Annotated in this window: 18 protein-coding genes; 9 read left to right on the top strand and 9 right to left on the bottom strand. The window is 67.2% G+C overall.

The window, feature by feature from the left end; genetic code table 11:
* Positions 1-52: 52 nt before the first annotated feature.
* From AUL33_RS02355 to AUL33_RS02325, 7 genes are all read left to right on the top strand, one after another.
* Positions 53-940, top strand: a complete 888-nt coding sequence (locus tag AUL33_RS02355; protein WP_062203256.1) for an SMP-30/gluconolactonase/LRE family protein — start codon at positions 53-55, stop codon at positions 938-940.
* Positions 937-1,878: a 2-dehydro-3-deoxygalactonokinase gene (locus tag AUL33_RS02350; protein WP_062203253.1), complete on the top strand. Its 942-nt coding sequence runs from the start codon at positions 937-939 to the stop codon at positions 1,876-1,878. Before AUL33_RS02355 ends, AUL33_RS02350 begins: the two co-directional genes overlap by 4 nt.
* Positions 1,875-2,519, top strand: coding sequence for a 2-dehydro-3-deoxy-6-phosphogalactonate aldolase (locus tag AUL33_RS02345; protein ID WP_062203252.1), 645 nt, complete (start codon positions 1,875-1,877; stop codon positions 2,517-2,519). Before AUL33_RS02350 ends, AUL33_RS02345 begins: the two co-directional genes overlap by 4 nt.
* A gap of 235 nt (positions 2,520-2,754) precedes the next feature.
* Positions 2,755-3,819 (top strand): multiple monosaccharide ABC transporter substrate-binding protein, encoded by a 1,065-nt coding sequence (chvE, locus tag AUL33_RS02340; protein WP_062203249.1) that lies wholly within the window; start codon positions 2,755-2,757, stop codon positions 3,817-3,819.
* Between the two features lie 78 nt (positions 3,820-3,897).
* Positions 3,898-5,439 (top strand): multiple monosaccharide ABC transporter ATP-binding protein, encoded by a 1,542-nt coding sequence (gene mmsA, locus AUL33_RS02335; RefSeq protein ID WP_062203247.1) that lies wholly within the window; start codon positions 3,898-3,900, stop codon positions 5,437-5,439.
* On the top strand, positions 5,429-6,634 hold the full coding sequence (mmsB, locus tag AUL33_RS02330; protein ID WP_062203245.1) for a multiple monosaccharide ABC transporter permease: 1,206 nt from the start codon (positions 5,429-5,431) through the stop codon (positions 6,632-6,634). Before mmsA ends, mmsB begins: the two co-directional genes overlap by 11 nt.
* Positions 6,635-7,047: 413 nt before the next feature.
* Positions 7,048-7,974, top strand: coding sequence for a manganese catalase family protein (locus tag AUL33_RS02325; RefSeq protein ID WP_062203243.1), 927 nt, complete (start codon positions 7,048-7,050; stop codon positions 7,972-7,974).
* A 75-nt stretch (positions 7,975-8,049) separates the two neighbouring features.
* Here AUL33_RS02325 and choV read toward each other — a convergent pair whose 3' ends face one another.
* From choV to AUL33_RS02310, 3 genes are all read right to left on the bottom strand, one after another.
* Positions 8,050-9,252: a choline ABC transporter ATP-binding protein gene (gene choV, locus AUL33_RS02320; protein WP_062203241.1), complete on the bottom strand. Its 1,203-nt coding sequence runs from the start codon at positions 9,250-9,252 to the stop codon at positions 8,050-8,052.
* 4 nt (positions 9,253-9,256) lie between these two features.
* Positions 9,257-10,114 (bottom strand): choline ABC transporter permease subunit, encoded by an 858-nt coding sequence (gene choW, locus AUL33_RS02315; protein ID WP_062203239.1) that lies wholly within the window; start codon positions 10,112-10,114, stop codon positions 9,257-9,259.
* Between the two features lie 99 nt (positions 10,115-10,213).
* Complete coding sequence (locus AUL33_RS02310) at positions 10,214-11,164, bottom strand: choline ABC transporter substrate-binding protein (protein WP_156419245.1); 951 nt, start codon at positions 11,162-11,164, stop codon at positions 10,214-10,216.
* 357 nt (positions 11,165-11,521) lie between these two features.
* Here AUL33_RS02310 and betB point away from each other — a divergent pair, with 357 nt between their 5' ends.
* Together betB and betA are read left to right on the top strand one after the other, a co-directional pair.
* A complete protein-coding gene (betB, locus tag AUL33_RS02305; RefSeq protein WP_082652254.1) occupies positions 11,522-13,636 on the top strand; it encodes a betaine-aldehyde dehydrogenase in 2,115 nt (704 codons plus the stop codon).
* Positions 13,637-13,665: 29 nt separating this feature from the next.
* Entirely contained in the window at positions 13,666-15,336 is a 1,671-nt protein-coding gene (gene betA, locus AUL33_RS02300) for a choline dehydrogenase (RefSeq protein ID WP_062203235.1), read from the top strand.
* 28 nt (positions 15,337-15,364) lie between these two features.
* Here the strand turns inward: betA and AUL33_RS02295 are convergent, their stop codons facing one another.
* The 6 genes from AUL33_RS02295 to AUL33_RS02270 form a co-directional block, all read right to left on the bottom strand.
* Positions 15,365-16,432 carry a GlxA family transcriptional regulator gene (locus AUL33_RS02295; protein ID WP_082652253.1) on the bottom strand — a complete coding sequence of 356 codons (1,068 nt, stop codon included), beginning with the start codon at positions 16,430-16,432 and terminating at the stop codon, positions 15,365-15,367.
* Positions 16,432-17,535, bottom strand: a complete 1,104-nt coding sequence (locus AUL33_RS02290) for a hybrid-cluster NAD(P)-dependent oxidoreductase (protein ID WP_062203233.1) — start codon at positions 17,533-17,535, stop codon at positions 16,432-16,434. The genes AUL33_RS02295 and AUL33_RS02290 overlap by 1 nt, the downstream gene beginning before the upstream one ends.
* An 8-nt stretch (positions 17,536-17,543) precedes the next feature.
* Positions 17,544-18,821 carry an SRPBCC family protein gene (locus tag AUL33_RS02285; protein ID WP_062203231.1) on the bottom strand — a complete coding sequence of 426 codons (1,278 nt, stop codon included), beginning with the start codon at positions 18,819-18,821 and terminating at the stop codon, positions 17,544-17,546.
* 169 nt (positions 18,822-18,990) lie between these two features.
* The gene (locus AUL33_RS02280; RefSeq protein WP_062203229.1) at positions 18,991-19,557 is read right to left on the bottom strand and encodes a sarcosine oxidase subunit gamma; all 567 of its coding nucleotides are present in this window, start codon (positions 19,555-19,557) and stop codon (positions 18,991-18,993) included.
* The gene (locus AUL33_RS02275; RefSeq protein ID WP_062203227.1) at positions 19,550-22,528 is read right to left on the bottom strand and encodes a sarcosine oxidase subunit alpha family protein; all 2,979 of its coding nucleotides are present in this window, start codon (positions 22,526-22,528) and stop codon (positions 19,550-19,552) included. The genes AUL33_RS02280 and AUL33_RS02275 overlap by 8 nt, the downstream gene beginning before the upstream one ends.
* On the bottom strand, positions 22,525-22,875 hold the full coding sequence (locus tag AUL33_RS02270) for a sarcosine oxidase subunit delta (protein WP_062203225.1): 351 nt from the start codon (positions 22,873-22,875) through the stop codon (positions 22,525-22,527). The genes AUL33_RS02275 and AUL33_RS02270 overlap by 4 nt, the downstream gene beginning before the upstream one ends.
* Between the last annotated feature and the right edge of the window lie 61 nt (positions 22,876-22,936).

Here is a 22,936-nt window from a genome sequence, read left to right as displayed (position 1 = left end):
AAGAAGCTACGCGGTGCGCGAGCGAGTCGTGCCGGTTGAGGGAGCACTGCCCATGGACGACGTCGCGATCGGCGTCCTGTCGGACCACCGCTGCCATCTCGGCGAGGGGCCGGCCTACGATCACCGCACAGACACGGCCTGGTGGTTCGACATCCTCGAAAAGAAGCTGTTCGAGGCGAAGATTGCCACAGGCGAGACGCGGATCCACGACCTGCCGATGATGGCGAGCGAACTCGCCGTCATCGACGATCATCGCCAGCTCGTCGCCACCGCGGATGGCCTGTACGTGCGCGACGTCGCGACCGGTCGGCTGGAGCTGCACACGCGGCTCGAGGACGACAACGGCCGGACCCGTTCGAACGACGGCCGGGTGCACCCCTGCGGGGCGCTGTGGATCGGCACGATGGGGCGCAAGGCCGAGACCGGCGCGGGGTCCATCTACTGGTTCTTCCGTGGCGAGCTGCGCCGGCTCTATGCCAGCATCACCATTCCGAACGCCATCTCCTTCTCGCCGGACGGCACCGTCGGCTACTTTACCGACACGCACGAGGGCATCCTGCATCGCGTGCCGCTCGATCCCGCCACGGGCTTTCCGACCGGCGAGCCCTCGGCGCTCTATGACCATCGCGGCGGGGAGGGTGGTCTCGACGGCGCGGTGGTGGATGCCGAAGGTCTGATCTGGAACGCACGCTGGGGCGCCTCCTGCCTCGACGTCTATTCGCCCGAGGGCAAGCGCCTTCGCACGATCGCGCTTCCGGCGACGCGCCCGACCTGCCCGATCTTCGTCGGTTCCGCCTTCGACCGGCTGCTCGTCACCTCCGCCACGGAGGGCATGGACGAAGCCGAGCGCGGGGCCGATCCGAAGGGCGGCATGACGTTCCTGTTCTCGCCGGGAGCCCGCGGGCTGCCCGAGGCCCGCGTCAAGGTGTCCGCCGAATGAGTGCGATCCCCGCCTATGCCGCCGCCGATTGGGGCACCACGTCGTTTCGCGCATGGGCCTGCTCGGCCGACGGGACGGTTCTCGGCGAGCGTCGCGGCCCCGACGGGCTGACGAGCGCCACCGAGCGCGGCTTCGAGACGGTGCTGGAGGGGCATCTGGCGGCGCTCGGCCTGCCCGATGGTGCGCCCGCGATGATGTGCGGCATGGTGGGCTCGCGCACCGGCTGGATCGAAGCCGCCTATCTCGATACGCCGATCGGCCTGGACGGGCTGGCCGCGCAGGCGACCCGCGTGCCGGGAACCCGGCGGCCGGTCTTCATCCTGCCAGGCCTCGCCCAGCGCAGCGCCACCGAACCCGACGTGATGCGCGGCGAGGAGACGCAGCTTCTCGGTGTCGTCGCCGACGGCTACCGCACCGGCTTCGTCTGCATGCCCGGCACGCATTCCAAATGGGTGCGGCTGGAGGACGGGTCGATCGATGCGTTCTCGTCCTTCATGACGGGCGAACTGTTCCAGCATCTACGCACCGCGTCGATCCTGCGCCAGGCCGTCGAGGGCGCCGAGGGGGTGGACCCCGCGTTGCCGGCCTTCGCGGAAGCCGTGCGCGACGTGCTGGCCGAGCCGGCGCTCCTCACCAGTCGGCTGTTCCAGATCCGGGCGGGCTGGCTGCTGGCGGGCCGCTCGTCCGACGAGCAGCTCGCGCGGCTGTCGGGCACGCTGATCGGCATGGAGATCGCTGGCGCGAAGGCCCGCTACGGCGATCTGACAGGGGCCGCGCTTCTTGCCTCCGGACCCATCGCCCAGCTCTATGAGACGGCGTTCGCCCTCGCCGGGTTCGGCGCGTTCCATCCGCTCGATGCCGACCGCTGCGTGCGCCACGGGCTGCACACGGCTGCGGCCTCGCTCTTCGACCTCAACCCGACGGGATCGCCCTCATGAGCTTCACCGCCACCGTTCCCTGGCCGACCCTCAAGCGTTCGCTCGTGGCGATCCTGCGCGGCATCGGTCCCGACGAAGCCGAGGCCGCCGTCTCGACGCTGATCGAGGCCGGTTTCGAGGCGATCGAGATCCCGCTGAACTCGCCGGACGCTTTTCGTTCGATCGCGCTGGCCGCCAAGCTCGGTACGCCCGCGCATTACATCGGAGCGGGCACCGTCCTCGATGTCGCGAGCGTCGATCGGCTGGCGGAGGCGGGCGGGCGCCTGCTCGTCTCCCCCAATGTCGATGCGAGCGTGCTCCGCCGGGCCGGCGAGCATGGCATGGTCACGATGCCCGGCGTCTTCACGCCGACGGAGGCCTTCCAGGCCTTGGCCGCAGGGGCGTCGGCGCTGAAGTTCTTTCCCGCCAGCGTGCTCGGGCCCGCCGGTGTCGCGGCGATCCGCGCCGTCCTGCCGAGGGATCGGGAGGTCGGTGTCGTCGGCGGCGTGTCGGAGCACGACTTCGAGGCCTTCTCGAAAGTCGGGGTGCGCACCTTCGGCCTGGGGTCGTCGCTCTACAAGCCGGGAATGACGGTCACGGAAATTCGCTCGCGCGCCGATGCGGCGGTCTTGCTCTACGACCGCGTTTTCGGTTTAGGATAAATCAGTTCGCCGCAAGAATCCGTTTGTGGGCTTTCGGGCGATAGGATAATTCATCAGACAATAGAGTGCAGTTGCCGAAGGGACGCCATGATGGCGGGGATGGGCGACGGTTCTGGACGGATCGTGGCGGCAGGCGGGGAGCCGGTCGCCACATGGAGCGGATCGGCGGCGCGAGGGATCGCGGCGTAGTTCGGCGACGGCGAATGACGCGCGTTGCCGTTTCGGGAGGATGAGCATGATTTCGATGAAGTCCCTGCTGGCGGCCGTGGCCATCGGCGCGATGACGTTTGCCGGTAGCGCCATGGCGCAGGACAAGGGCACGGTCGGCGTTTCGATGCCGACGAAGTCCTCGGCCCGCTGGATCGCCGACGGCGACAACATGGTGAAGGCGCTGCAGGAGAAGGGCTACACGGCCGATCTCCAGTACGCCGAAGACGATATCCCGACCCAGCTCTCGCAGATCGAGAACATGGTCACCAAGGGCGTCAAGGTTCTCGTGGTCGCCTCGATCGACGGCACCACGCTCTCCGACATTCTCAAGCAGGCGCACGACGCCGGCGTGAAGGTCATCGCCTACGATCGCCTCATCCGCGAGACGCCGGATGTCGACTACTACGCGACCTTCGACAACTTCCAGGTCGGCGTGCTTCAGGCCCAGTCGCTCGTCGAGGGTCTCGACGCGGCCAACAAGCCCGGCCCGTTCAACGTCGAGCTGTTCGGTGGTTCGCCGGACGACAACAACGCCTTCTTCTTCTACAACGGTGCGATGAGCGTCCTTCAGCCGCTGATCGACAGCGGCAAGGTCGTCGTGCCGTCGGGCCAGATGGGCATGGAGACGGTCGGCACGCTGCGCTGGGATCCGGCGGTCGCGCAGGCCCGCATGGATAACCTCCTCTCGGCCTACTACACCGACAAGAAGGTCGATGCGGTCCTCTCGCCCTACGATGGCCTGTCGATCGGCATCATCTCCTCGCTGAAGGGCGTCGGCTACGGTTCGGGCGACCTCAAGATGCCCATCGTCTCGGGCCAGGACGCCGAAGTGCCTTCGGTCAAGTCGATCCTCGCGGGCGAACAGTACGCGACGATCTACAAGGACACCCGCGAACTCGCCAAGGTCACCGTCGACATGGTGGACGCCATGGCCGCCGGCACCGAAGTGACGGTCAACGACTCGACGACCTACAACAACGGCGTCAAGGTCGTCCCGTCCTACCTCCTGAAGCCGGTTCTCGTGACCAAGGCCAATGCCGAAGAGGTTCTCGTCGGCGGCGGTTACTACACGGCCGACCAGATCAAGTAATCGGGTCTGACAGAACGGGTTCGGGAGGCCGCGATCGGTCTCCCGAACCTCTTTGGTATCCGGCGGCGGGAGGATAGGATGAGCCCCATTCTGGAGATGCGCGGCATCACCAAGACCTTTCCGGGCGTGAAGGCACTCGACAACGTCAACCTGTCCGTCGTGGCCGGCGAGATCCATGCGATCTGCGGCGAGAACGGCGCGGGCAAGTCCACGCTCATGAAGGTTTTGTCGGGCGTCTATCCGCATGGCACCTATGAGGGCGAGATCCGCTACGAGAACGAGACGCGGGCGTTCCGCGACATCTCCGACTCCGAGAAGCTCGGCATCATCATCATTCACCAGGAACTGGCTCTCGTGCCGCTCCTGTCGATCGCCGAGAACATGTTCCTCGGCAACGAGGTCGCCTCCTACGGCATCATCGACTGGGACACGGCGCACGATCGCTGCCGCGATCTCCTGGCGCAGGTCGGCCTCAAGGAAGCGCCGACGACGCTCATCAAGGATCTCGGCATCGGCAAGCAGCAGCTTGTCGAGATCGCCAAGGCGCTGGCCAAGAAGGTCCGCCTGCTGATCCTCGACGAGCCGACCGCGAGCCTGAACGAAAGCGACAGCCAGGCGCTGCTCGACCTCCTTCTGGAGTTCAAGCGCAAGGGCATTTCCTCGATCATCATCTCGCACAAGCTGAACGAGATCGCGCGCGTCGCCGACTCGATCACCGTGATCCGCGACGGCTCGACGGTCTCGACCATCGACTGCCGCTCCGAGCCGATCTCGGAAGACCGCATCATCCGCGACATGGTGGGCCGCAGTCTGGCCGACCGCTATCCCTCTCGCGAGGCCAAGATCGGCGAGATCCTGTTCGAGGCGAAGAACTGGAGCTGCTTCCACCATCTCAACTCGTCGCGGCAGGTGCTGAAGAACGTCGCGGTGAACGTGCGACGCGGCGAGGTTGTCGGCATTGCCGGCCTGATGGGCGCGGGCCGCACCGAGTTCGCGATGAGCGTCTTCGGTCGCTCCTACGGCCGCAACGTGACCGGCGAAGTGCGCATGCACGGCAAGCCGGTGGACGTGTCGTCGATCAACAAGGCGATCGATGCGGGCATCGCCTACGTCACCGAGGACCGCAAGCATCTCGGCCTGATCCTCGACGACGACATCAAGCAGAACATCTCGCTGGCCAATCTCTCGGGCATCTCGAAGGGCGGCATCGTCGACAATCACCGGGAGCAGGAGGTCGCAGACGGCTTCCGCGAGAAGCTTAAGATCCGCTGCTCCTCGATCCTGCAGAAGACCCTCAATCTCTCGGGGGGCAACCAGCAGAAGGTCGTTCTGTCGAAGTGGCTCTTCTCGAACCCGGATCTCCTGATCCTCGACGAGCCGACACGCGGCATCGACGTCGGCGCCAAGTTCGAAATCTATTCCATCATCAACAAGCTCGCGGAAGAGGGGAAGGCGGTTCTGATGATCTCGTCGGAAATGCCCGAACTCCTCGGCATGTGCGATCGGATCTACGTCATGAACGAAGGCCGAATCGTGGCCGAGATGACCGCGGCCGACGCCTCTCAGGAGAACATCATGCGTGCGATCATCCGCTCGGGAGGGGTGAACCATGAGCATTAAGACGGCCGACGAGTCCGCCGGTGGCGGCTCGGGTGGAGGCTTCAACCTCGACTTTCTGAAGGCGCATGTCCGCGAATACGGCATGCTGATCGCTCTGATCGTGATCATGGCCTTCTTCCAGTACATGACCAACGGCGTGCTGATGCGGCCGCTGAATCTGACGAACCTCGTTCTCCAGAACAGCTACGTCGTCATCATGGCGATCGGCATGCTGCTGATCATCATCACCGGCCATATCGACCTGTCGATCGGCTCGGTCGCCGGCTTCATCGGCGGTCTCGGCGCCGTGCTGATGGTCAAATACGGGCTCGACGGCTTCACCGCAGCCGCGATCGGCCTTGCCGTCGGCGGCGTCATCGGCGCCGTACAGGGCTATCTCGTTGCCTACTTCAAGGTGCCATCGTTCATCGTGACGCTGGCGGGCATGCTCGTCTTCCGCGGCCTGACGCTGAAAGTGCTCGGATCGGCCTCGGTCGGCCCGTTCCCCGAAGGGTTCCAGAAGCTCTCCAAAGGCTTCATTCCCGACTTCTTCGCCGGCAACGGTCTGCACCTGACGACGGTCGCCATCGGCGCCTTCGCCTCGGCCCTCATCGTCTTCCTGAGCGCCCGCAAGCGCTCGAAGCAGGCGCGCGTCGGCCATGCGGACGAGCCGTTCGGCCTGTTCGTCGGCCGCAACCTCTTCATCGCCGCGGCGATCATGCTCATCAGCTACCTGATGGCGACCTATAACGGCTTTCCGAACGTCCTCATCGTGATGGCGCTTCTCATCGCCGTCTACGGGTTCGTGACGACGCGCACGACGATGGGTCGCCGCATCTATGCGGTGGGCGGCAACGAAAAGGCCGCCAAGCTCTCGGGCATCCGCACCGAGCGCCTAACCTTCTTCACCTTCGTCAACATGGGCGTCCTCGCCGCTTTGGCCGGCCTCATCTTCGCGGCTCGCCTGAACTCGGCGACCCCGAAGGCCGGCGTCGGCTTCGAGCTCGACGTCATCGCGGCCTGCTTCATCGGCGGCGCCTCGGCCTATGGCGGCGTCGGCAAGGTGATCGGCGCGGTGGTCGGCGCCTTCATCATCGGCGTGATGAACAACGGCATGTCGATCATGGGCATCGGCATCGATGACCAGCAGGTCATCAAGGGCATCGTGCTCCTAGCGGCCGTCTGCTTCGACGTCTACAATCGCAACAAGGCCTGAGGCGTCTCCGCCTCGGACTGATAGGGCGCCCCGGGCAACCGCGGGCGCCCTTTCTTTTTTGTTGCGCGCAGTCCGCACGCTTAGCAAACGAACGCGCTGCCACGACTGCGCTGAATCGGAGCGCCACCAGCCCGCTCACGGACCGAGCGTTCCCAAGAGGTGCGACCCGTTGGTTATGATGCGCGATGACGCTAAGGGCGTTAGGACGCTGGGCTTTCTGCAGCGTCCTCGGCCGGTGATCCTAACCGCTTCGCTGTCGCGGAAATGCTTGCCGAAATGCGATAATGAGTCGACGGTCGACGATGCAGCGCCGCCGTCCGGCGCCCGACTACGGTTAGGGGCGACCGTTGATGGTGCGGAACGATGCCTTCAACGACCGGTTGCTTTCCTGAACCGACAGGAGAGGTCCCCCCATGTTCATGCGCGTCGACAAGTTGCAGGCCGAGCTGCCAGCCCCCAAGCGAGCCGATCCCAACGCCGCCGCGGCGCTGCAGGAACTCCTCGGCGGCAAGTACGGAGAGATGTCCACGCTCGGGAACTACATGTTCCAGAGCTTCAATTTCCGCTCGAAGGACAAGCTGAAGCCCTTCTACAGCCTTGTCGCCTCGATCACGGCCGAGGAACTCGGCCACGTCGAACTCGTCTCGAACGGCGTGGCGATGCTGAACAACGGTCCGGACAAGCCGAAGGGCGACCTCGGCGACGGCGGCGACATCTCCGGAGCCCCGTTCGAAGACATGAAGGACATTCGCCTTGCGGCCGCCTTCCTCTCCGGTGGTGGCGGCGCGATGCCGGTCAACTCGAACGGCGTCTCCTGGAACAACGACTTCATCACCACGACCGGCAATGTCGTGGTCGATCTCCTCCACAACTTCCACCTCGAGTGCGGTGCGCGGCTGCACAAGCTGCGGGTCTACGAGACGCTGACCGACCCGACCGGCCGCGAGGTCTGCGGCTATCTCCTCGTGCGCGGATCCGTCCACGCCCACGCTTATGCGCTGGCGCTGGAGAAGATCACGGGCGTCAAGATCAAGGACTTCCTGCCGACGCCGAACATTCCGCTGTCGAAGATCCCGGAGTGCCAGAAGTATCTGGACGAGGGTTCCCATCGCCGCCTCTATACGTTCAGCCCGAACGACTACAGGGAAATGTCGGGCATCTGGGGCAATGGCGAAGTGGCACTGCCCGACGATCCGCAGGGCGAGCTGGAGGTGGTCGACGGCATGCCCGAGGGCGGCAAGATCCACCAGCTGACTGGCGTTCCCTCGGCTTTCACTCCAGACTATGCGCCGGAGGAAATGTTCGAGATCGCGCAGAAGCTCTATAAGGCGTCGCGCTGATCCTCATTCAGATCTGATCGAAGGACCCGGTCTCGTAGGAGGCCGGGTTTTTCTGTCTTCGTGGAGCCTGAACGGTTATCGCGGTTCGGCGCGCTGCATCAGGCCGCGATAGATCTCCTCGTTGTCGCAAAGGCCGGCGAGGCGGCCGAGCTCGTCGACGAGGAGAATCGGGTGGTTGGTCTGGCGCTTCAGCGCGATGGCTGCCCGGAGGCGAAGATCGGCAGGGGCGACGATGACGTCGCAGTCGCGATCGACATGGCCTTCCTCGGCATCGGCATGACCGATAGTGCCGGCGCCGCCCTTGATGTCGACCGAGATCGGACGGTCGCCGTCGTCGAGCTTGAGGCGGATTTCGCCGGCGTCGTCGAGCAACAGCGCCGCGCCGTCGCGCTTCAGCGAGCGCACGGGGCGCATCACGGCCGAGCCCCGCAGCACGTTCAGCGGGTTCATGTGCTTGACGAACTCGGCGACGTAAGGGGTGGCCGGCGTCAACAGAATGTCCTCGGCCTGTCCGACCTGCACGATCCGCCCGTCCTGCATGATGGCGATCTTGTTGCCGAGCTTCAGCGCCTCGTCGAGATCATGGCTGACGAAGAGAATGGTCTTCTTGATACTCTGCTGGAGTTCGAGCAGCTCATCCTGCAGCTTGGTGCGGATGAGCGGGTCGAGCGCGGAAAAGGGCTCGTCCATCAAGAGGATATCGGCATCCGTTGCGAAGGCGCGTGCGAGGCCGACGCGTTGCTGCATGCCGCCCGACAGTTCATGGGCGTATTTGTCGGCCCATTTCGTCAGGCCGACCATGGCCAGCTTCTCGTCGACGATCCGGTTGCGCTCGGCCACCGGGATGCCCTGCAATTCCAGACCAAGCCCGGCATTCTGCCGCACGGTGCGCCAGGGCAGGAGCGCGAACTGCTGGAAGACCATCGAGACCGTGTGCGTGCGCACGTCGCGCAGCGTGGTGTCGTCGCATTTCGCGACATCGACGCCCTTGTCCCGATGCTTCACGATGACCTCGCCGCGCGCCACCTCGTTGAGGCGATTCACGGCGCGCAGGATCGTCGACTTGCCGGAGCCCGACAGGCCCATGAGCACGCAGATCTCGCCGCGCTCGACGGTGAGGTTGACGCCGGCGGCGCCCAGCACGGCGTCGGTCGCGGCGAGGATCTCGTCGCGCGTCTTGCCGGCGTCGATCATCTGGATCGCGATCTTGCGCTTCTCGCCGAAGACGATGTCGACGTTTCGAAATTCGATGGCGGGAACGGCGGTTGCGTCGGCCATGAGGTCAGCTCCGCTTCGCCACACGGCGCGGTTCGGGTTTCTTGCAGATCCGGTCGAGCAGAATGGCAAGGATGACGATGGCGAGACCCGCCTCGAAGCCCATGCCGATGTTCACCGTGTTGAGCGCCCGCACCACCGGCTTGCCGAGCCCGTCGGCGCCGACGAGCGCAGCGATCACCACCATCGAGAGGCTGAGCATGATGCACTGGGTGATGCCCGCCATGATCGTCGGCAGGGCATGCGGCAGCTCGACCTTGAACAGGAGCTGCCGGTCGGTGGCCCCGAAGGCCGAGGCGGCTTCGCGTAGGTTCAGCGGAACCGAAGAGAGCCCGAGATAGGTGAGACGGATGGGGGCGGGGATCGAGAAGATCACCGTCGAGATCAGGCCCGGCACGGCGCCGAGGCCGAACAGGACGAGCGTCGGGATGAGATAGACGAAGGTCGGGATGGTCTGCATCAGGTCGAGGAACGGTCGCAGCGCCGTGTAGACCCACGGGCGATGCGCGGCGGCGATGCCGAGCGGCACGCCGATGATGACGCAGACGAAGGTCGCGCAGAAGACGAGCGACAGCGTCTGGATCGTCTCGGTCCAGTAGCCGAGATTGACGATCAGAAGCAGCGACAGCACCGCGAACACCACCAGCCCGATTGAGCGGTGCAGGAACCACGCCCCCGCCGCGACGAGCGCGATGAAGACGAAGGGCGGGATGAACTCCAGCCCGGCCGTCAGGCCGTCGATCAGCGTTCCCAGCGTCAGCGAGATCGCGTCGAACAGGCCTTGGGCGTTCGTGGTCAGCCCGTCGACCAGGCTGCGCAGCCAGACCCCCAGGGGGATCTTGTGGTCGGTCAGCCAGTCATACATGGCGGCAATCCGTCGTGTCGGGGAGGAAGGGAGCGGCGGGTCCGCATGGCCGGGGCGGCCGGGCGCTCAGCGCCAGCCGCCTCAAGCCGCGCTCTGCGGTCAGTCGGCCAGAGCGGTCTTCACGGCCTCCGCCGCAGGCTTGCCGTCGAAGGTCGTGACGCCGTCGAGCCAGGCGGCATAGGCTTCGGGGTGGGCTGCCAGCCATTCCTTCGCCGCGGCACCGGCTTCCTTGGAGTCGTTGAGGATGGCGCCCATGATCTCGTTCTCCATCGGCAGCGAGAACACCATGTTGGCGAAGAGCTTGCCGAGGTTCGGGCATTCCGCCGCGAAGCCCTTTCGGGTCAACGTGTAGATCGTAGCGCCGCCGTAGTTCGGTCCGAACACCTCGTCGCCGCCGGCAAGGTAGGAAAGCATGAAGTTGGCGTTCATCGGATGGGGCTCCCAGCCGAGGAAGACGATCGGCTTGTCGGATCGGGTCTGGCGCGCCACCTGCGCCAGCATGCCTTGTTCGGACGACTCGACGAGTTCGAACTTGCCGAGCCCGAACTGGTCCTTCTCGATCATGCCGAGGATGAGGCGATTGCCGTCGTTGCCCGGCTCGATGCCGTAGAGCTTGCCGTCGAGTTGATCGTGGAATTTGCCGATGTCGGCGAAGGTCTTGAGACCGGCGTCGTAGAGTGCGGTCGGCACGGCGAGCGTGTACTTGGCGCCTTCGAGATTGGCGCGCACCACCTCGATCGATCCCTCGGCCTTGTAGGGTGCGAGATCGGCCTCCATCGTCGGCATCCAGTTGCCGAGGAAGATGTCGATGTCATTGTTCTTCAGCGAGGCGAAGGTGACCGGGAGCGCCAGAACGTCGGTCTTGGGCTCGTAGCCGAGCGCCGTCAGGAGGGTCGAGGCGGCGGCGGTGGTGGCGGTGATGTCGGTCCAGCCGACATCGGCGAACCGGACCGTCCGGCAGGACGCGGGCTCGGCGGCATGGGCGGGCACCGAGGCGGCGAGGAGGGCCACGGCGAGAAGTCCGGGGCCGATGGAGCGTCGCGAAAGCATCATGCGTCTTGTTCCCTGCATCCGATGGCGCGCGCGCGCCGGAGTTGCGAAAATACACGACAGGATGCGTTGATCGCATCGACAATCGACGACATCCTCACGATGTGAAAACGTCCGTGTGCAGTTGTCAAGACGAAGATTGAATGCTCGTTCAATACTTGTGCTGAACTCGGCTCCCGGCGCAGAGCTTCGGCGTCGTGAGTAAAAAATAATGGACGCTTTCATCGAAGACGGTCTTAACGCCATCATCGCGCAGCCTTAAGCTTCGCGCCGATCATCGGGGTTGCCGTCGTCTGCCGGTTGATTGAATGATCGATCAACGCCGGCTATGAACGGGGTGTCCCGCAGGAGACCGCCATGCCGCCGCGCACCGCCACCGTGACCCGATTCGGCGCCGAGGACCAGCGCCGCCGCCAACTCGTCGAGGCGACGATCCAATCGCTAGGCGAGATCGGCTTCGCCGCGTCCAGCCTTGCCGAGATCGCGGGGAGGGCCGGTGTCGCGCCCTCGCTCGTGGCGCATTACTTCGGCGACAAGGACGGATTGCTGGAGGCGACGCTCCGCCATCTCGCCGGCCGCGTCTCCGACAGCGCCAAGCTTCGGCTGGCCCGTGCCGACGGGCCGCGCGAGCGCATCCAAGCGGTGATCGACGCCAATCTGGCGCCGGAAGAGTTCGATCGGCGGACCTGCTCGGTCTGGCTGGCCTTCTGGGGGCAGGTAATGCATTCGGCGCGGCTGAAGCGCGTCCAGCGGGTCTACCAGCAGCGCATGCTCTCGAACCTGCGCTACGATCTGCGAGCGCTCGTGGCGCCCGACGACGCCCATCGCATTTCCGTCGCCATCGCCGCTGTCATCGACGGCCTCTGGCTGCGTTCTACGCTCTCGGATGTCGCCGAGACCGACAGCCTGTCGGCGCGCGCCATCGCGACCCATTTCGCGGACGGGCAGATCCTGCAGGCCAAGCCCCCCGAAGCACCCCGGCCGGTCGTGCGCGCGAGCCGCGCGCCGAGCGGCGCGCGCATCCTCACCAGCCATGTCGGCGGCGCTTATCTCGACGCGGGCTCGGCCCCGACCTTCGCCACCATCAATCCGGCGACCGGCGACGTGCTGGCCGAAATCGCCATCGCCGGCGAGGCGGAGGTCGATCGGGCTGTCGCGGTCGCGACCGAGGCGCAGCGCGGCTGGGGCGCGATGACGGGCGCCGAGCGCGGCCGCATCCTCAATCGGGTCGCGGCGCGCCTGCGCGAGCGCAATGCCGAACTCGCGGTGCTGGAGACGAAGGACACCGGCAAGCCGATCCAGGAGACCGAGGCCGTCGACGTTCTCTCGGGCGCCGACTGCATCGAATACTTCGCCGGGGTCGCCGCGAGCCTTGCCGGCGAGCATGTCGATCTCGGGCCGTTGGCCTTCGGCTACACGCGGCGCGAGCCGCTCGGCGTCGTCGCGGGCATCGGCGCCTGGAACTATCCGCTGCAGATCGCCTGCTGGAAGTCGGCGCCCGCGCTCGCCGCCGGCAATGCCGTGATCTTCAAGCCGGCCGAACTGACGCCGCTGACGGCGCTGAAGCTCGCTGAGATCATGGGCGAATGCGGCGTGCCGGCGGGCGTCTTCAACGTCGTGCAGGGCGACGGCTCGACCGGCCGGCTGCTGTCGCGCCATCCTGGCATCGCCAAGATCTCGCTGACCGGTGAGGTCGGCACCGGCAAGAAGGTGATGGCGGACGCCGCCGGCACGCTGAAACAGGTGACGCTCGAACTCGGCGGCAAGTCGCCGCTCATCGTCTTCGCCGACGCCGATCTCGACGACGCCGTGGGCGGCGCGATGCTCGCCAATTTCTACTCGGCCGGCGAGGTCTGTTCGAACGGCACACGGGTCTTCGTCCACGAGGACGTGCGCGAGGCCTTCATCGAGAAGCTGGCCGCGCGCACCCGCGCCATGGTGGTCGGCGATCCCCTCGACCCGAAGACGCAGGTCGGCGCGCTGATCAGCGAAGCCCACATGAACAAGGTGCTCTCCTACATCGAGGAGGGTCGGCGCGAGGGCGCACGCCTGCTGGTCGGCGGGCGGCGCGTGATCGACGGCGCCTTGGCGCGCGGCTGCTTCGTGGAGCCGACGATCTTCGACGGCTGCCGCGACGACATGCGGATCGTCTCCGAGGAGATCTTCGGCCCGGTGATGACCGTCCTCTCGTTCCGCGACGAGGCCGAGGTGGTCTCTCGCGCCAACGCCACGCGCTTCGGGCTGGCGGCCGGCGTCTTCACGCGCGATCTCGCGCGGGCGCACCGGGTGGTGGCCAGCCTCGAGGCCGGCACGACCTGGATCAACACCTACAACATCACGCCGATCGAGCTGCCCTTCGGCGGCGCCAAGGAATCGGGCCTCGGCCGCGAGAACGGGCGCGCGGCGCTCGACGCGCACACGCAGGTGAAGAGCGTCTACGTCAATCTCGGCCGCGTCGACGCGCCGTACTGATCCGTCCGTCGACCCAGGAGACCATTTCGATGGATGTCGAGAGCTTCGACTACGTGATCGTCGGCGCCGGATCGGCCGGTTGCGTCCTCGCCAACCGGCTGACCGAGGACGGCCGCGCCTCGGTGCTGCTGCTGGAGTTCGGCGGGTCCGACCGCTCGGTGCTGATTCAGATGCCGAGCGCGCTGTCGATCCCGATGAACATGAAGAAGTACAACTGGGGCTATCATTCCGAGCCCGAGCCGCATCTCGGCGGCCGGCGGATGAACGTGCCGCGCGGCAAGGTGCTGGGCGGTTCGTCCTCGATCAACGGCATGGTCTACGTGCGCGGCGCGCCCGCCGATTTCGACCGCTGGGAGCACGAGGGCGCCCGCGGCTGGAGCTACCCGGACGTGCTGCCCTATTTTCGCCGGGCCGAGCACCGGCGCGCCGGCGGTGATCCCTATCGCGGCGGCGAAGGCGCGCTGCACACGACTTACGGCACGCTCGACAACCCCCTGCATCAGGCGTTCATGGCGGCCGCCGAGGAGGCGGGCCACCTCCACAACGACGACATCAACGGCGCCACGCAGGAGGGCTTCGGCCGGATGGACATGACCGTCCACAACGGCCGCCGCTGGTCCACCGCCAATGCCTATCTCAAGCCGGCGCTCGGGCGCGCCAACCTGAAGGTCCAGACCGGCGCCTTCGTCGAGCGCGTCACCTTCGAGGGCCGCACCGCGACCGGGGTCGCCTACACGGTCGGCAACCGCAAGGTGACCGCCACGGCCCGGCGCGAGGTGATCCTGTCGGCGGGGTCGATCAATTCACCCAAGCTCCTGATGCTGAGCGGCGTCGGTCCGGGTGCCGACCTTGCGGCGCAGGGCATCGCGGTCGTCGCCGACCGGCCGGGCGTCGGCGCCAACCTGCAGGACCATCTGGAATTCTACTTCCAGGTGGCGTGCCGCGAGCCGATCACCCTGTTTTCCTCGATGAGCCCGTTCGCCAAGGGCTCGATCGGCGCCCGCTGGCTGCTGACGAAGAAGGGGCTCGGCGCCACCAACCATTTCGAGAGCTGCGGCTTCATTCGCTCCTCGCCCGAGATCGACCATGCCGACATCCAGTACCATTTCCTGCCGCTGGCCGTGACCTACGACGGCAAGGGACTGGCCTCCGAGCACGGGTTCCAGGCCCATGTCGGGCCGATGCGTTCGAAGTCGCGCGGCACGGTGCGGCTGGCCTCGCCCGACCCGGCGGCGCCGCCGCGCATCCTCTTCAACTACATGAGCCATGCCGACGACTGGCGGGAGATGCGGGCGTGCGTGCGCCTGACCCGCGAGATCTTCGCGCAGGCTTCCTTCGACCGGTATCGCGGGCGCGAGATGCAGCCGGGCGCGGACGTGCAGACCGACGACGAGATCGACGCCTTCGTGCGCGATCACGTCGAGAGCGCCTATCATCCGTCCTGCACCTGCCGCATGGGCGGCGCGTCCGACCCGCTGGCGGTGGTCGATCCCGAGACGCGGGTGATCGGCTTGGAGCGACTGCGGATCGTCGATTCCTCGATCATGCCCTCGATCACGACCGGCAATCTCAACGCGCCGACGATCATGATCGCGGAAAAGGCGGCCGACATCATCCGTGGCCGGGCGCCGCTGGCGGCGGCCGACGTGCCCTATGAGCGCGTCGCCTTCCTGCCGCTGCCGGCGCAGGCCGCTCTCTGACGGCAGCCGGAACGATCGCGGCCGAAGATCAGGACGAGGGAAGCGGGTCCGGCTGTCCCGACAGGGGCGTGCGCACCCTAGCCATGGGGCGAGCGAGGGGCGCGGCACGCTCGGCGCGGGGCGCGTGGCCGAAGCGTCGGCGATAGGCCGAGGAGAAATGCGCCGAGGAGACGAAGCCCGAGGCGACGCCGACGGCCGTGACGGCGAGATCGGACTGGCGCAGCAGCTCGCGCGCATGGTCGAGCCGCAGCGCCATCGAGAACTCCGCCGGCCCCATACCGATATGCAGGCTGAACAGGCGCTCCAGCTGGCGGGCCGAGAGGCCGACTCGCGCCGCGATCACGGCGATCGCCAGCGGCGCACCGATCGTCTTGGCCATCAGCGCCGCCGCCTGTTCGAGCGCCGGGTGGCTGTGGCCGCGGTGGCGCAGCGGCGGATGCTGCGGCTCGGCGCCGCCGCGCAGGCGTTCGAGAATGAACTGCTCGGACATGCGCTCGGCCGCCGCGCGCCCCAGCCGCGCCTCGATGAAGGCGGCGATGAGGTCGAGCGGCGCGGAACCGCCGGTGCAGGTGAAGCGGTCGCGGTCGATGACGAAGAGGTCTTCGGTGAATTCGACCTCGCCGAATTCCTCGCGGATCGCGCCGAGGTTTTCCCAATGGATGGCACAGCGATAGCCGTCGAGAAGGCCGGCCTCGGCGAGGGCGAAGGTGCCGGTGCAAAGGGCGCCGAGCGGGATGCCGCGCCGGGCGAGGCGGCGGAGCTCGTCCACGGTGCGCCGGTCCACGGCGTGGCGCACGTCGACGCCGCCGCAGACGAAGAGCACGTCGAAGGGCGCGGTATCGGCGAGCGAGACGGTCGGCCCGAGCTGCAGGCCGCCGGAGGCCCGCGCCGGTTCGCCGCCGGGCGTCGTCACCTGCCAGGCATAGATCTCCTCGCCGGCGACGTAATTGGCCATGCGCAGGGCCTCGACCGCCGCCGAGACGGCGATAAGCGAGTAGTTCGGCAGGGTCAGGAAGGCGAAGCGCGTCAGCGCGGCCAGCGGCGAGGCCAGGGGGGAGGTTGAGGCGTGGAGAGGGCCGCCGTCGCGCGTCGCCATCAGCGCTCGATCACCACGTCGGACAGCGGCTTGGAACAGCAGATGAGGATCTGCCCCGCGTCGATCTCGCGCTGCCGGATGCCGCCCTGATGCGTCATCGCCACTTCGCCCGAGACCTTCTTGGATTTGCAGGTGCCGCAGAGCCCCTTCGTGCAGGACGAGGGCAGGCGCATGCCGGCGCGCTTGGCCGCTTCGAGGATCGACAGGTCCTCCGGGCATTCGACGACGCGGCGGGTCTTGGCGAACTCGATGCGGAAGGTGCGCACGGCCGGCGCCATGTCCTCGGTCGCCTCCACCACCTCGGCCTGCTCGGCGCCCGACAGCTCCTCGAAGTTGAAGCTTTCCTCGTGGTGCCGGCTCATGTCGAAGCCGGCCTCCTTCAGGAGGTTGCGCACCGCCGCCATGAAGGGCGAGGGGCCGCAGACGAAGATCTCGCGCGTTCGAAAATCCGGCGCCAGCGCTTCGAGGCCGCTGAGCGTCAGGCGACCGCGAAGGCCGGCCCAACTCTCCTGCGGCGCGTCGGCCTCGCAGATATGGGCGACACGGATCGAGCGGTTGCGTCGCGCCATCATGTCGAGCTCGTCGCGGAAGACGATGTCGGCCGGCGTGCGCGCGGCATGGACGAAGACGGTGTCGCGGATCTCGGCGAGATCGTAGGCGGCGCGCGTCATCGACATCATCGGCGTGACGCCGCTGCCGCCGGAGATCAGCAGGTACTTGGCATCCGTCGACGGGTGGCGCGACCAGGAGAAGTCGCCCATCGGCCCCGTCGCCTTCAGCGCCATGCCCGGCCGGAACGTGTCGTGCAGCCAGTTCGAGACGGGACCGCCCGGTACGCGTTTGACCGTGATCGAGCAGGTGTCGGGCCGGGTCGGCGCGCCCGACAGCGTATAGCAGCGATAGATCGTCTCGCCGGCGATCTCGAACTCGAACGTCATGAACTGGCCCGGCTGGAAGCCGAAGCGGCGCTGCGAGCGCGGCGCGAAGACGAAGGTCTTCACGTCATGGGTCTCCTCGCGCACCGCGCGGCAGATCAGGACGTCGTCTTCCTCGGGATCGAAGAGGAGATAGCCGGTTGGCGCGGGGGACGGGGCGTTGTCCATCAAGGGGATCAGGCGGCCGCTGCGCGCGCGACGTCGAAATGCTCGCTCATCCGGTCGATGTACCAGCGGCAGAATTTCTCGACGAGCATCTCGGTGTGCGGCGAGTAGGGGCCGGGCTCGTAGGCGCGGCTCTGCGCGCCCTTCTGGCAGAAGCCGACGAGTTCGGCATCCTGCGCGTTCGTCGCGGTCCAGACCTCGACGAGATTGGCGAGATCGTAGTCGACACCTTCCACCGCGTCCTTGTGGACGAGCCAGGTGGTGCGCACCCGCGTCTGGCCGGCGGAAAGCGGGATCGCCGAGAAGGTGACGATGTGGTCGCCCATGAAGTGGTGCCAGGAGTTCGGCTGGGTCCAGTAGTGCAGGCCGCCCATCTTCGCCGAGGCGAAGCGCCCGAGCGGCAGGCGGCAGGCGGCCTTCGTGTCCATCGTGTGGCTCTCGCCGTCGCCGTCGAGCGGCAGGCGCTCGGTGCGATAGCCCGACACCATGTCGTCGAGATGCTCCAGCATGCGCGAGGGAATGCCGCCTGCCTCCCATTCGGCATGGCTGGCGCGCACGAGCGCGGCGTAGCGGTCGGCCTCGGCGCGCTCGGCCTCGTCGAGTTCCTCCGGCGCGAAGCCGAAGCCGTGGGCAAAGAGCGGCACGGTGAGTTCGGGATGGTTCGCGCCGCAATGGTAGCACTCGCGATTGTTCTCCATCACGAGCTTCCAGTTGCCCTCCTCGATGATGTCGCTCTGGAAGGCGATTTTCGTATCGCGCACGTTGTGAGGGGCGATGTAGGGGCCCATGGCCGCGGCCATCTCGGCGAAGTCTTCCGGCGGCTCGTCGGCGAGGCAGATGAAGATCAGCCCTTCGAGCGAACGCACGTGGACGGGCTTCAGCCCGTGGCACTTGGGGTTGAAGTCGCCGCCCATGTGCTCGGCATGGATCAGGTCGCCGTCGAGATTGTAGGTCCAGGAATGGTAGCGGCAGACCAGGTTGCCGACGGTGGTCTTCTCGTCGTGCACCAGCCGCGCGCCGCGGTGGCGACAGACATTGTGGAAGGCGCGCACCGCCATGTCGTCGTCGCGCACGAGGAGAATGGCGTTGGCTCCGATGTCCACCGTCATCGCGTCGCCGGGCTCGGCGACGTCCGGTTCGGTGCCGACGAAGATCCAGTGGCGCTCGAAGATCGCCTCGATGTCGGCCGCGAAGATCTCCGGGCTCGTGTAGAACGGCGCCTCCAGCGAGTGGCCGGGCTGGCGCCGGCGCAGGAGGGCGTTGAGGGACGTCGAAGTGCGGTCGAGCATGAGGTGGCTCCCGAGACAAACCGTCCGCAGTCTGGAATGATTACGAGCTTCGTACTTATGTGCGAGCGACGCAAGTTGTCGCGATTGCGACATGCTCGAATATAGTCAGGATGCTCACGGGGCGGGCGATACAGGCCCTGGAATGGTCTCCGGCGGTAGCCGAGCCTCGTCAGGCGTATTCGCGCGCGGCTTCCGCGAGGAAGTCGAAGACGTAAGCCGCGAACGAACGCCAGACATCGATCTCGAACGCCTCCTCGCCCACCCGCATGAGCACGAGTTCGGCCTTGGCCAGCACGGTCCGCGTGCCCATGCCCACCGGAAAGCTGCGCAGCGACAGGTCGAGCGGGCAGCCCGCGTTCAGGAGGTTTGCTGCCTCCAGTCCGCTGAGCGAAATCGCGGTCGAGCGGTGGCTGACATCGGTGAGCGAATGCGGGATGACGGCGAGCGCGCCGCCGAGCGACGCGACGAGAGCCCCGCTTTCGCCTGAGGCGCCGAGCAGCCATTCGTCGGGCCCGAGCCAGAGCGCGCGCCGGCCATCGCGGTCCGTGAAGCGGCAGGCCTCGCGCGGCAGCGCGACGCCGAACGCCTGCTCGACGCCGCCGAACCCCGCCTCGTCGCGGAGCCGCAAGTTGAGGCGGACGCGAGGCCCGAGCGGCTCGACGCGCACATGCGAGGCCGAGCCAAAGCCGGGACGCGAGGCCAGCGGCGAAGCGGGGATGGCGGTGACGTCAGACATCGAGGCGCTCGTTCGCTTTGTCGTAGAAGACGGGATCGACGATTTCGGCCGCGATCCGCCCGTTCGGCATGGGAATGTCGATGGTCTCGCCGATCCGTGCACGGCCGTTCTTCACCAGCGCCAGCGCGATCGAGCGCGACAGGGTTTCCGAGCGGTAGGACGAGGTGACGTGCCCGAGCGCCGATCCGCTGGCGATGGCGTCCGCCCGCTCATGGTGCTCGACGATCTGCGCGCCTTCCTCCAGCACGATGGCGGGGTCCTTCGTCAGAAGACCGACCATCTGCTTGCGGCCGGGCGCCGAGAGCGCGGGACGGCCCAGCGAGCGCATGCCGACGAAATCGTGCTTCTTCTTGGCCACCGCCCAGGCGAGGCCGACATCGTCCGGCACCGCCGTTCCGTCCGTCTCCTGGCCGACGATGATGTAGCCCTTCTCGGCGCGCAGCACGTGCATGGTCTCTGTGCCGTAGGGGGTGATGCCGTAGGGCTCGCCCGCCGCGAAGACGGCCTCCCAGATGCGGCGGCCATGGCCCGCCGGCACGTTGATCTCGAAGCCGAGTTCTCCGGTGAAGGACACGCGCCAGAGCCGCATCGGTACGCCGAGGATCGTGCCTTCGCGCATCTGCATGTGGGCCATCGCCTCGCGGGAGATGTCGAGCCCGTCCACCAGCCCTTCGATCACCTTGCGCGCCTTCGGCCCCTGCACCGCGATAACAGCCCATTCCTCGGTGATCGAGGTCAGCCAGACGTCGAGATGGGGCCATTCGGTCTGGAGATAATCCTCCATGTGATGGAGCACGCGCGGCGCGCCGCCGGTCGTGGTGGTCAGGTGGAAGCGATCCTCCGCGACGCGTCCGACGACGCCGTCGTCCATCACGAACCCGTCTTCGCGCAGCGTTACGCCGTAGCGCAAGCCCCCGATGGCCAGCTTCTTGAACGGGTTGGTGTAGATCCGCTCGACGAACTCGGCAGCGTCGGGGCCGACCACCTCGATCTTGCCCAGGGTCGAGGCGTCGAAGATACCGACCAACTGTCGCACGGCGCGGCACTCGCGCGCCACGGCGGCGTGCAGGTCCTCGCCACCCTGCGGAAAGTAGTGCGCACGCTTCCAGATGCCGACATCCTCGAACGCGGCGCCGCGTTCAGCGGCCCAGTCGTGGATCGGCGTGGTGCGCACGGGATCAAAGAGCTTGCCGCGCGCGGCGCCCGCGAAATTGCCGAAGGTCGTCGGTGTATAGGGCGGGCGGAAGGTGGTGAGGCCGATTGCCGTCTCCGGCTTGCCGATCTCCTGCGAGACGATGGCGAGCGCGTTGATGTTGGAGAGGCGTCCCTGGTCGGTCGCCATGCCGGAGGTCGTGTAGCGCTTCACGTGCTCGATCGAGCGGAAGCCCTCCTGCGTGGCAAGGCGCACATCCTTGGCGGTCACGTCGTTCTGGAAGTCGACGAAGGCCTTCACCTTGCGCGGGTCGCCGCCGTGGAACGCCGCGCCTCGGAAGCCATCGTGCCCGGTCGCGATGGCCTCGACCGCGTGCGGGCTGCCCGATCCACCATTGCGTCCGGCTGCGTCGCCGTCCGCCAGAACTTCGGCGAGATCGTAGACGCCGCGGCAGGCACCGGCCGAGCGTTCGTCCTCGACGGATTCGGCGGGAATGTAGGCGTCGAGTGCCTCGTCCCAGCGCATCTTGCCGCGCGACTGCGAGAAAAGCGAGATCGTCGGCGTGAAGCCGGCCGACATCAGGAGACAGTCGCAGGCGATCTCCTCGCCGCTCGTCCAGCCCTTGCGCATCAGGGTCGCGGACGAAATGCGCAGCCGCCCGGAGGTCTTGGACACCGAGGTCGCCGGATAGATCGGAATACCCGCGGCGCGGGCCTTCTCGACGTAGAGGCCCGACGGATTGTCGCGAAGATCCGCGATCCCCGCGATCTCGACGCCGGCGGCCCTCAGATCGAGCGCCGCGCGATAGGCGCTGTCGCCGGCGGTGAACACGAGCGCGCGGCGGCCCGGCAGCACGCCGTAGCGGTTGGCGTAGTGGCGCGCCGCTTCGGCCATGAGGATGCCCGGCCGGTCGTTGTCCGGGAACACCATCGGCCGCTCGATCGAGCCGGTGGCGAAGACGATGCGCGCGGCGCGGACCTGCCACAGGCGCTCGCGCGGCAGGCGGGGATCCGCATGGGCGAGATGCTCGGTGACGCGCTCGCACAGGCCCATGAAATTGTGCGGGTAGAAGCCGAAGCCGGTGGTGCGCGGCAGCAGCGTCACGTTCGGCCGCGCCCGCAGCTTGTGCAGGCAGTCGCGCACGAAGGCCGGTCCCGACAGGCCGTCGATCACCGCGTCGCTCTCGTGCAGCAGCGCGCCGCCCATTTCCGACTGCTCGTCGCAGAGGATGACGCGCGCGTCCGGGTCTTCCGACGCCGCCAGCGCCGCCGCGAGCCCTGCGGGACCGGCGCCGACGACCAGCACCTCGCAATGGGCGAAGCGCTGGGTGTAGCGGTCGGCATCCGCCGTTTCCGGCGCGCGCCCGAGCCCGGCGGCATGGCGGATGATCGGCTCGTAAAGCTTCTCCCAGGCCGAGCGCGGCCACATGAAGGTCTTGTAGTAGAAGCCGGCCGAGAAGAACTTGCCCAGCACGTCGTTCACCGCACCGACATCGTGGCGGAGCGAGGGCCAGCGGTTCTGGCTGGTGGCGACGAGCCCCTGGTAGAGCTCGACCTGCGTCGCCCGCAGGTTCGGCGTGTAATGCGCCTCGTCGGCGCCGACGCCGACGAGCGCGTTCGGCTCTTCCGACCCGGCGGTGAGGATGCCGCGCGGCCGGTGATACTTGAAGGAGCGCCCGACGAGATGGACGCCGTTGGCCAGCAACGCCGAGGCCAGCGTGTCGCCCTCGTAGCCGCGATAGGTGACGCCGTCGAAGGAGAAGGTGAGGGGCGAGGCGCGGTCGATTCGGCCGCCCGAGGCCGTGCGGAACGCGCTCATCGCGCCGCCTCCGACGACCAGGTGCCGACATTGTCGCCGCTCAGCGCCGGCGCGTTGGCCTCCGGCGTGCCGCCCGTGTCCGGCCTCGGCTCGCCGACCTTGTAGGTCGCGGCGAAGAAGTCGGTGCGCGTGTCGCGCAGCGCGTTGAAGAAGTGGGCGCAGCCGTGGATGTGGCGCCAGCGCTCGGCGTGGAGGCCCCGCGTGTTGGAGCGCTGGTAGAGGAAGTCGCCCCACTCGTTGGCGCCGACCTCCGACGGGGTCTCGGCGCGCACGACATGGGCCTCGCCGGCATAGCGGAACTCGAGTTCCGGCCGGGGTCCGCAATAGGGGCAGTGGATCAGCAGCATGGGGGTCGGCCTTTGCAGGACGGATGAGGCGTCGAAAGGGTCGAGGCGGGCGCGGGGATCG

The organism is Aureimonas sp. AU12, from assembly GCF_001463705.1.
Taxonomy (GTDB): domain Bacteria; phylum Pseudomonadota; class Alphaproteobacteria; order Rhizobiales; family Rhizobiaceae; genus Aureimonas.
This window is presented reverse-complemented; position numbering and strand designations above follow the sequence as displayed.

Excerpts from the sequence above, each read along its gene's own strand:
- AUL33_RS02355 (WP_062203256.1), top strand. The coding sequence starts at position 53 with ATGGACGACGTCGCGATCGGCGTCCTGTCGGACCACCGCTGCCATCTC.
- AUL33_RS02350 (WP_062203253.1), top strand. The coding sequence starts at position 937 with ATGAGTGCGATCCCCGCCTATGCCGCCGCCGATTGGGGCACCACGTCG.
- AUL33_RS02345 (WP_062203252.1), top strand. The coding sequence starts at position 1,875 with ATGAGCTTCACCGCCACCGTTCCCTGGCCGACCCTCAAGCGTTCGCTC.
- chvE (WP_062203249.1), top strand. The coding sequence starts at position 2,755 with ATGATTTCGATGAAGTCCCTGCTGGCGGCCGTGGCCATCGGCGCGATG.
- mmsA (WP_062203247.1), top strand. The coding sequence starts at position 3,898 with ATGAGCCCCATTCTGGAGATGCGCGGCATCACCAAGACCTTTCCGGGC.
- mmsB (WP_062203245.1), top strand. The coding sequence starts at position 5,429 with ATGAGCATTAAGACGGCCGACGAGTCCGCCGGTGGCGGCTCGGGTGGA.
- AUL33_RS02325 (WP_062203243.1), top strand. The coding sequence starts at position 7,048 with ATGTTCATGCGCGTCGACAAGTTGCAGGCCGAGCTGCCAGCCCCCAAG.
- choV (WP_062203241.1), bottom strand. The coding sequence starts at position 9,252 with ATGGCCGACGCAACCGCCGTTCCCGCCATCGAATTTCGAAACGTCGAC.
- choW (WP_062203239.1), bottom strand. The coding sequence starts at position 10,114 with ATGTATGACTGGCTGACCGACCACAAGATCCCCCTGGGGGTCTGGCTG.
- AUL33_RS02310 (WP_156419245.1), bottom strand. The coding sequence starts at position 11,164 with ATGCTTTCGCGACGCTCCATCGGCCCCGGACTTCTCGCCGTGGCCCTC.
- betB (WP_082652254.1), top strand. The coding sequence starts at position 11,522 with ATGCCGCCGCGCACCGCCACCGTGACCCGATTCGGCGCCGAGGACCAG.
- betA (WP_062203235.1), top strand. The coding sequence starts at position 13,666 with ATGGATGTCGAGAGCTTCGACTACGTGATCGTCGGCGCCGGATCGGCC.
- AUL33_RS02295 (WP_082652253.1), bottom strand. The coding sequence starts at position 16,432 with ATGGCGACGCGCGACGGCGGCCCTCTCCACGCCTCAACCTCCCCCCTG.
- AUL33_RS02290 (WP_062203233.1), bottom strand. The coding sequence starts at position 17,535 with ATGGACAACGCCCCGTCCCCCGCGCCAACCGGCTATCTCCTCTTCGAT.
- AUL33_RS02285 (WP_062203231.1), bottom strand. The coding sequence starts at position 18,821 with ATGCTCGACCGCACTTCGACGTCCCTCAACGCCCTCCTGCGCCGGCGC.
- AUL33_RS02280 (WP_062203229.1), bottom strand. The coding sequence starts at position 19,557 with ATGTCTGACGTCACCGCCATCCCCGCTTCGCCGCTGGCCTCGCGTCCC.
- AUL33_RS02275 (WP_062203227.1), bottom strand. The coding sequence starts at position 22,528 with ATGAGCGCGTTCCGCACGGCCTCGGGCGGCCGAATCGACCGCGCCTCG.
- AUL33_RS02270 (WP_062203225.1), bottom strand. The coding sequence starts at position 22,875 with ATGCTGCTGATCCACTGCCCCTATTGCGGACCCCGGCCGGAACTCGAG.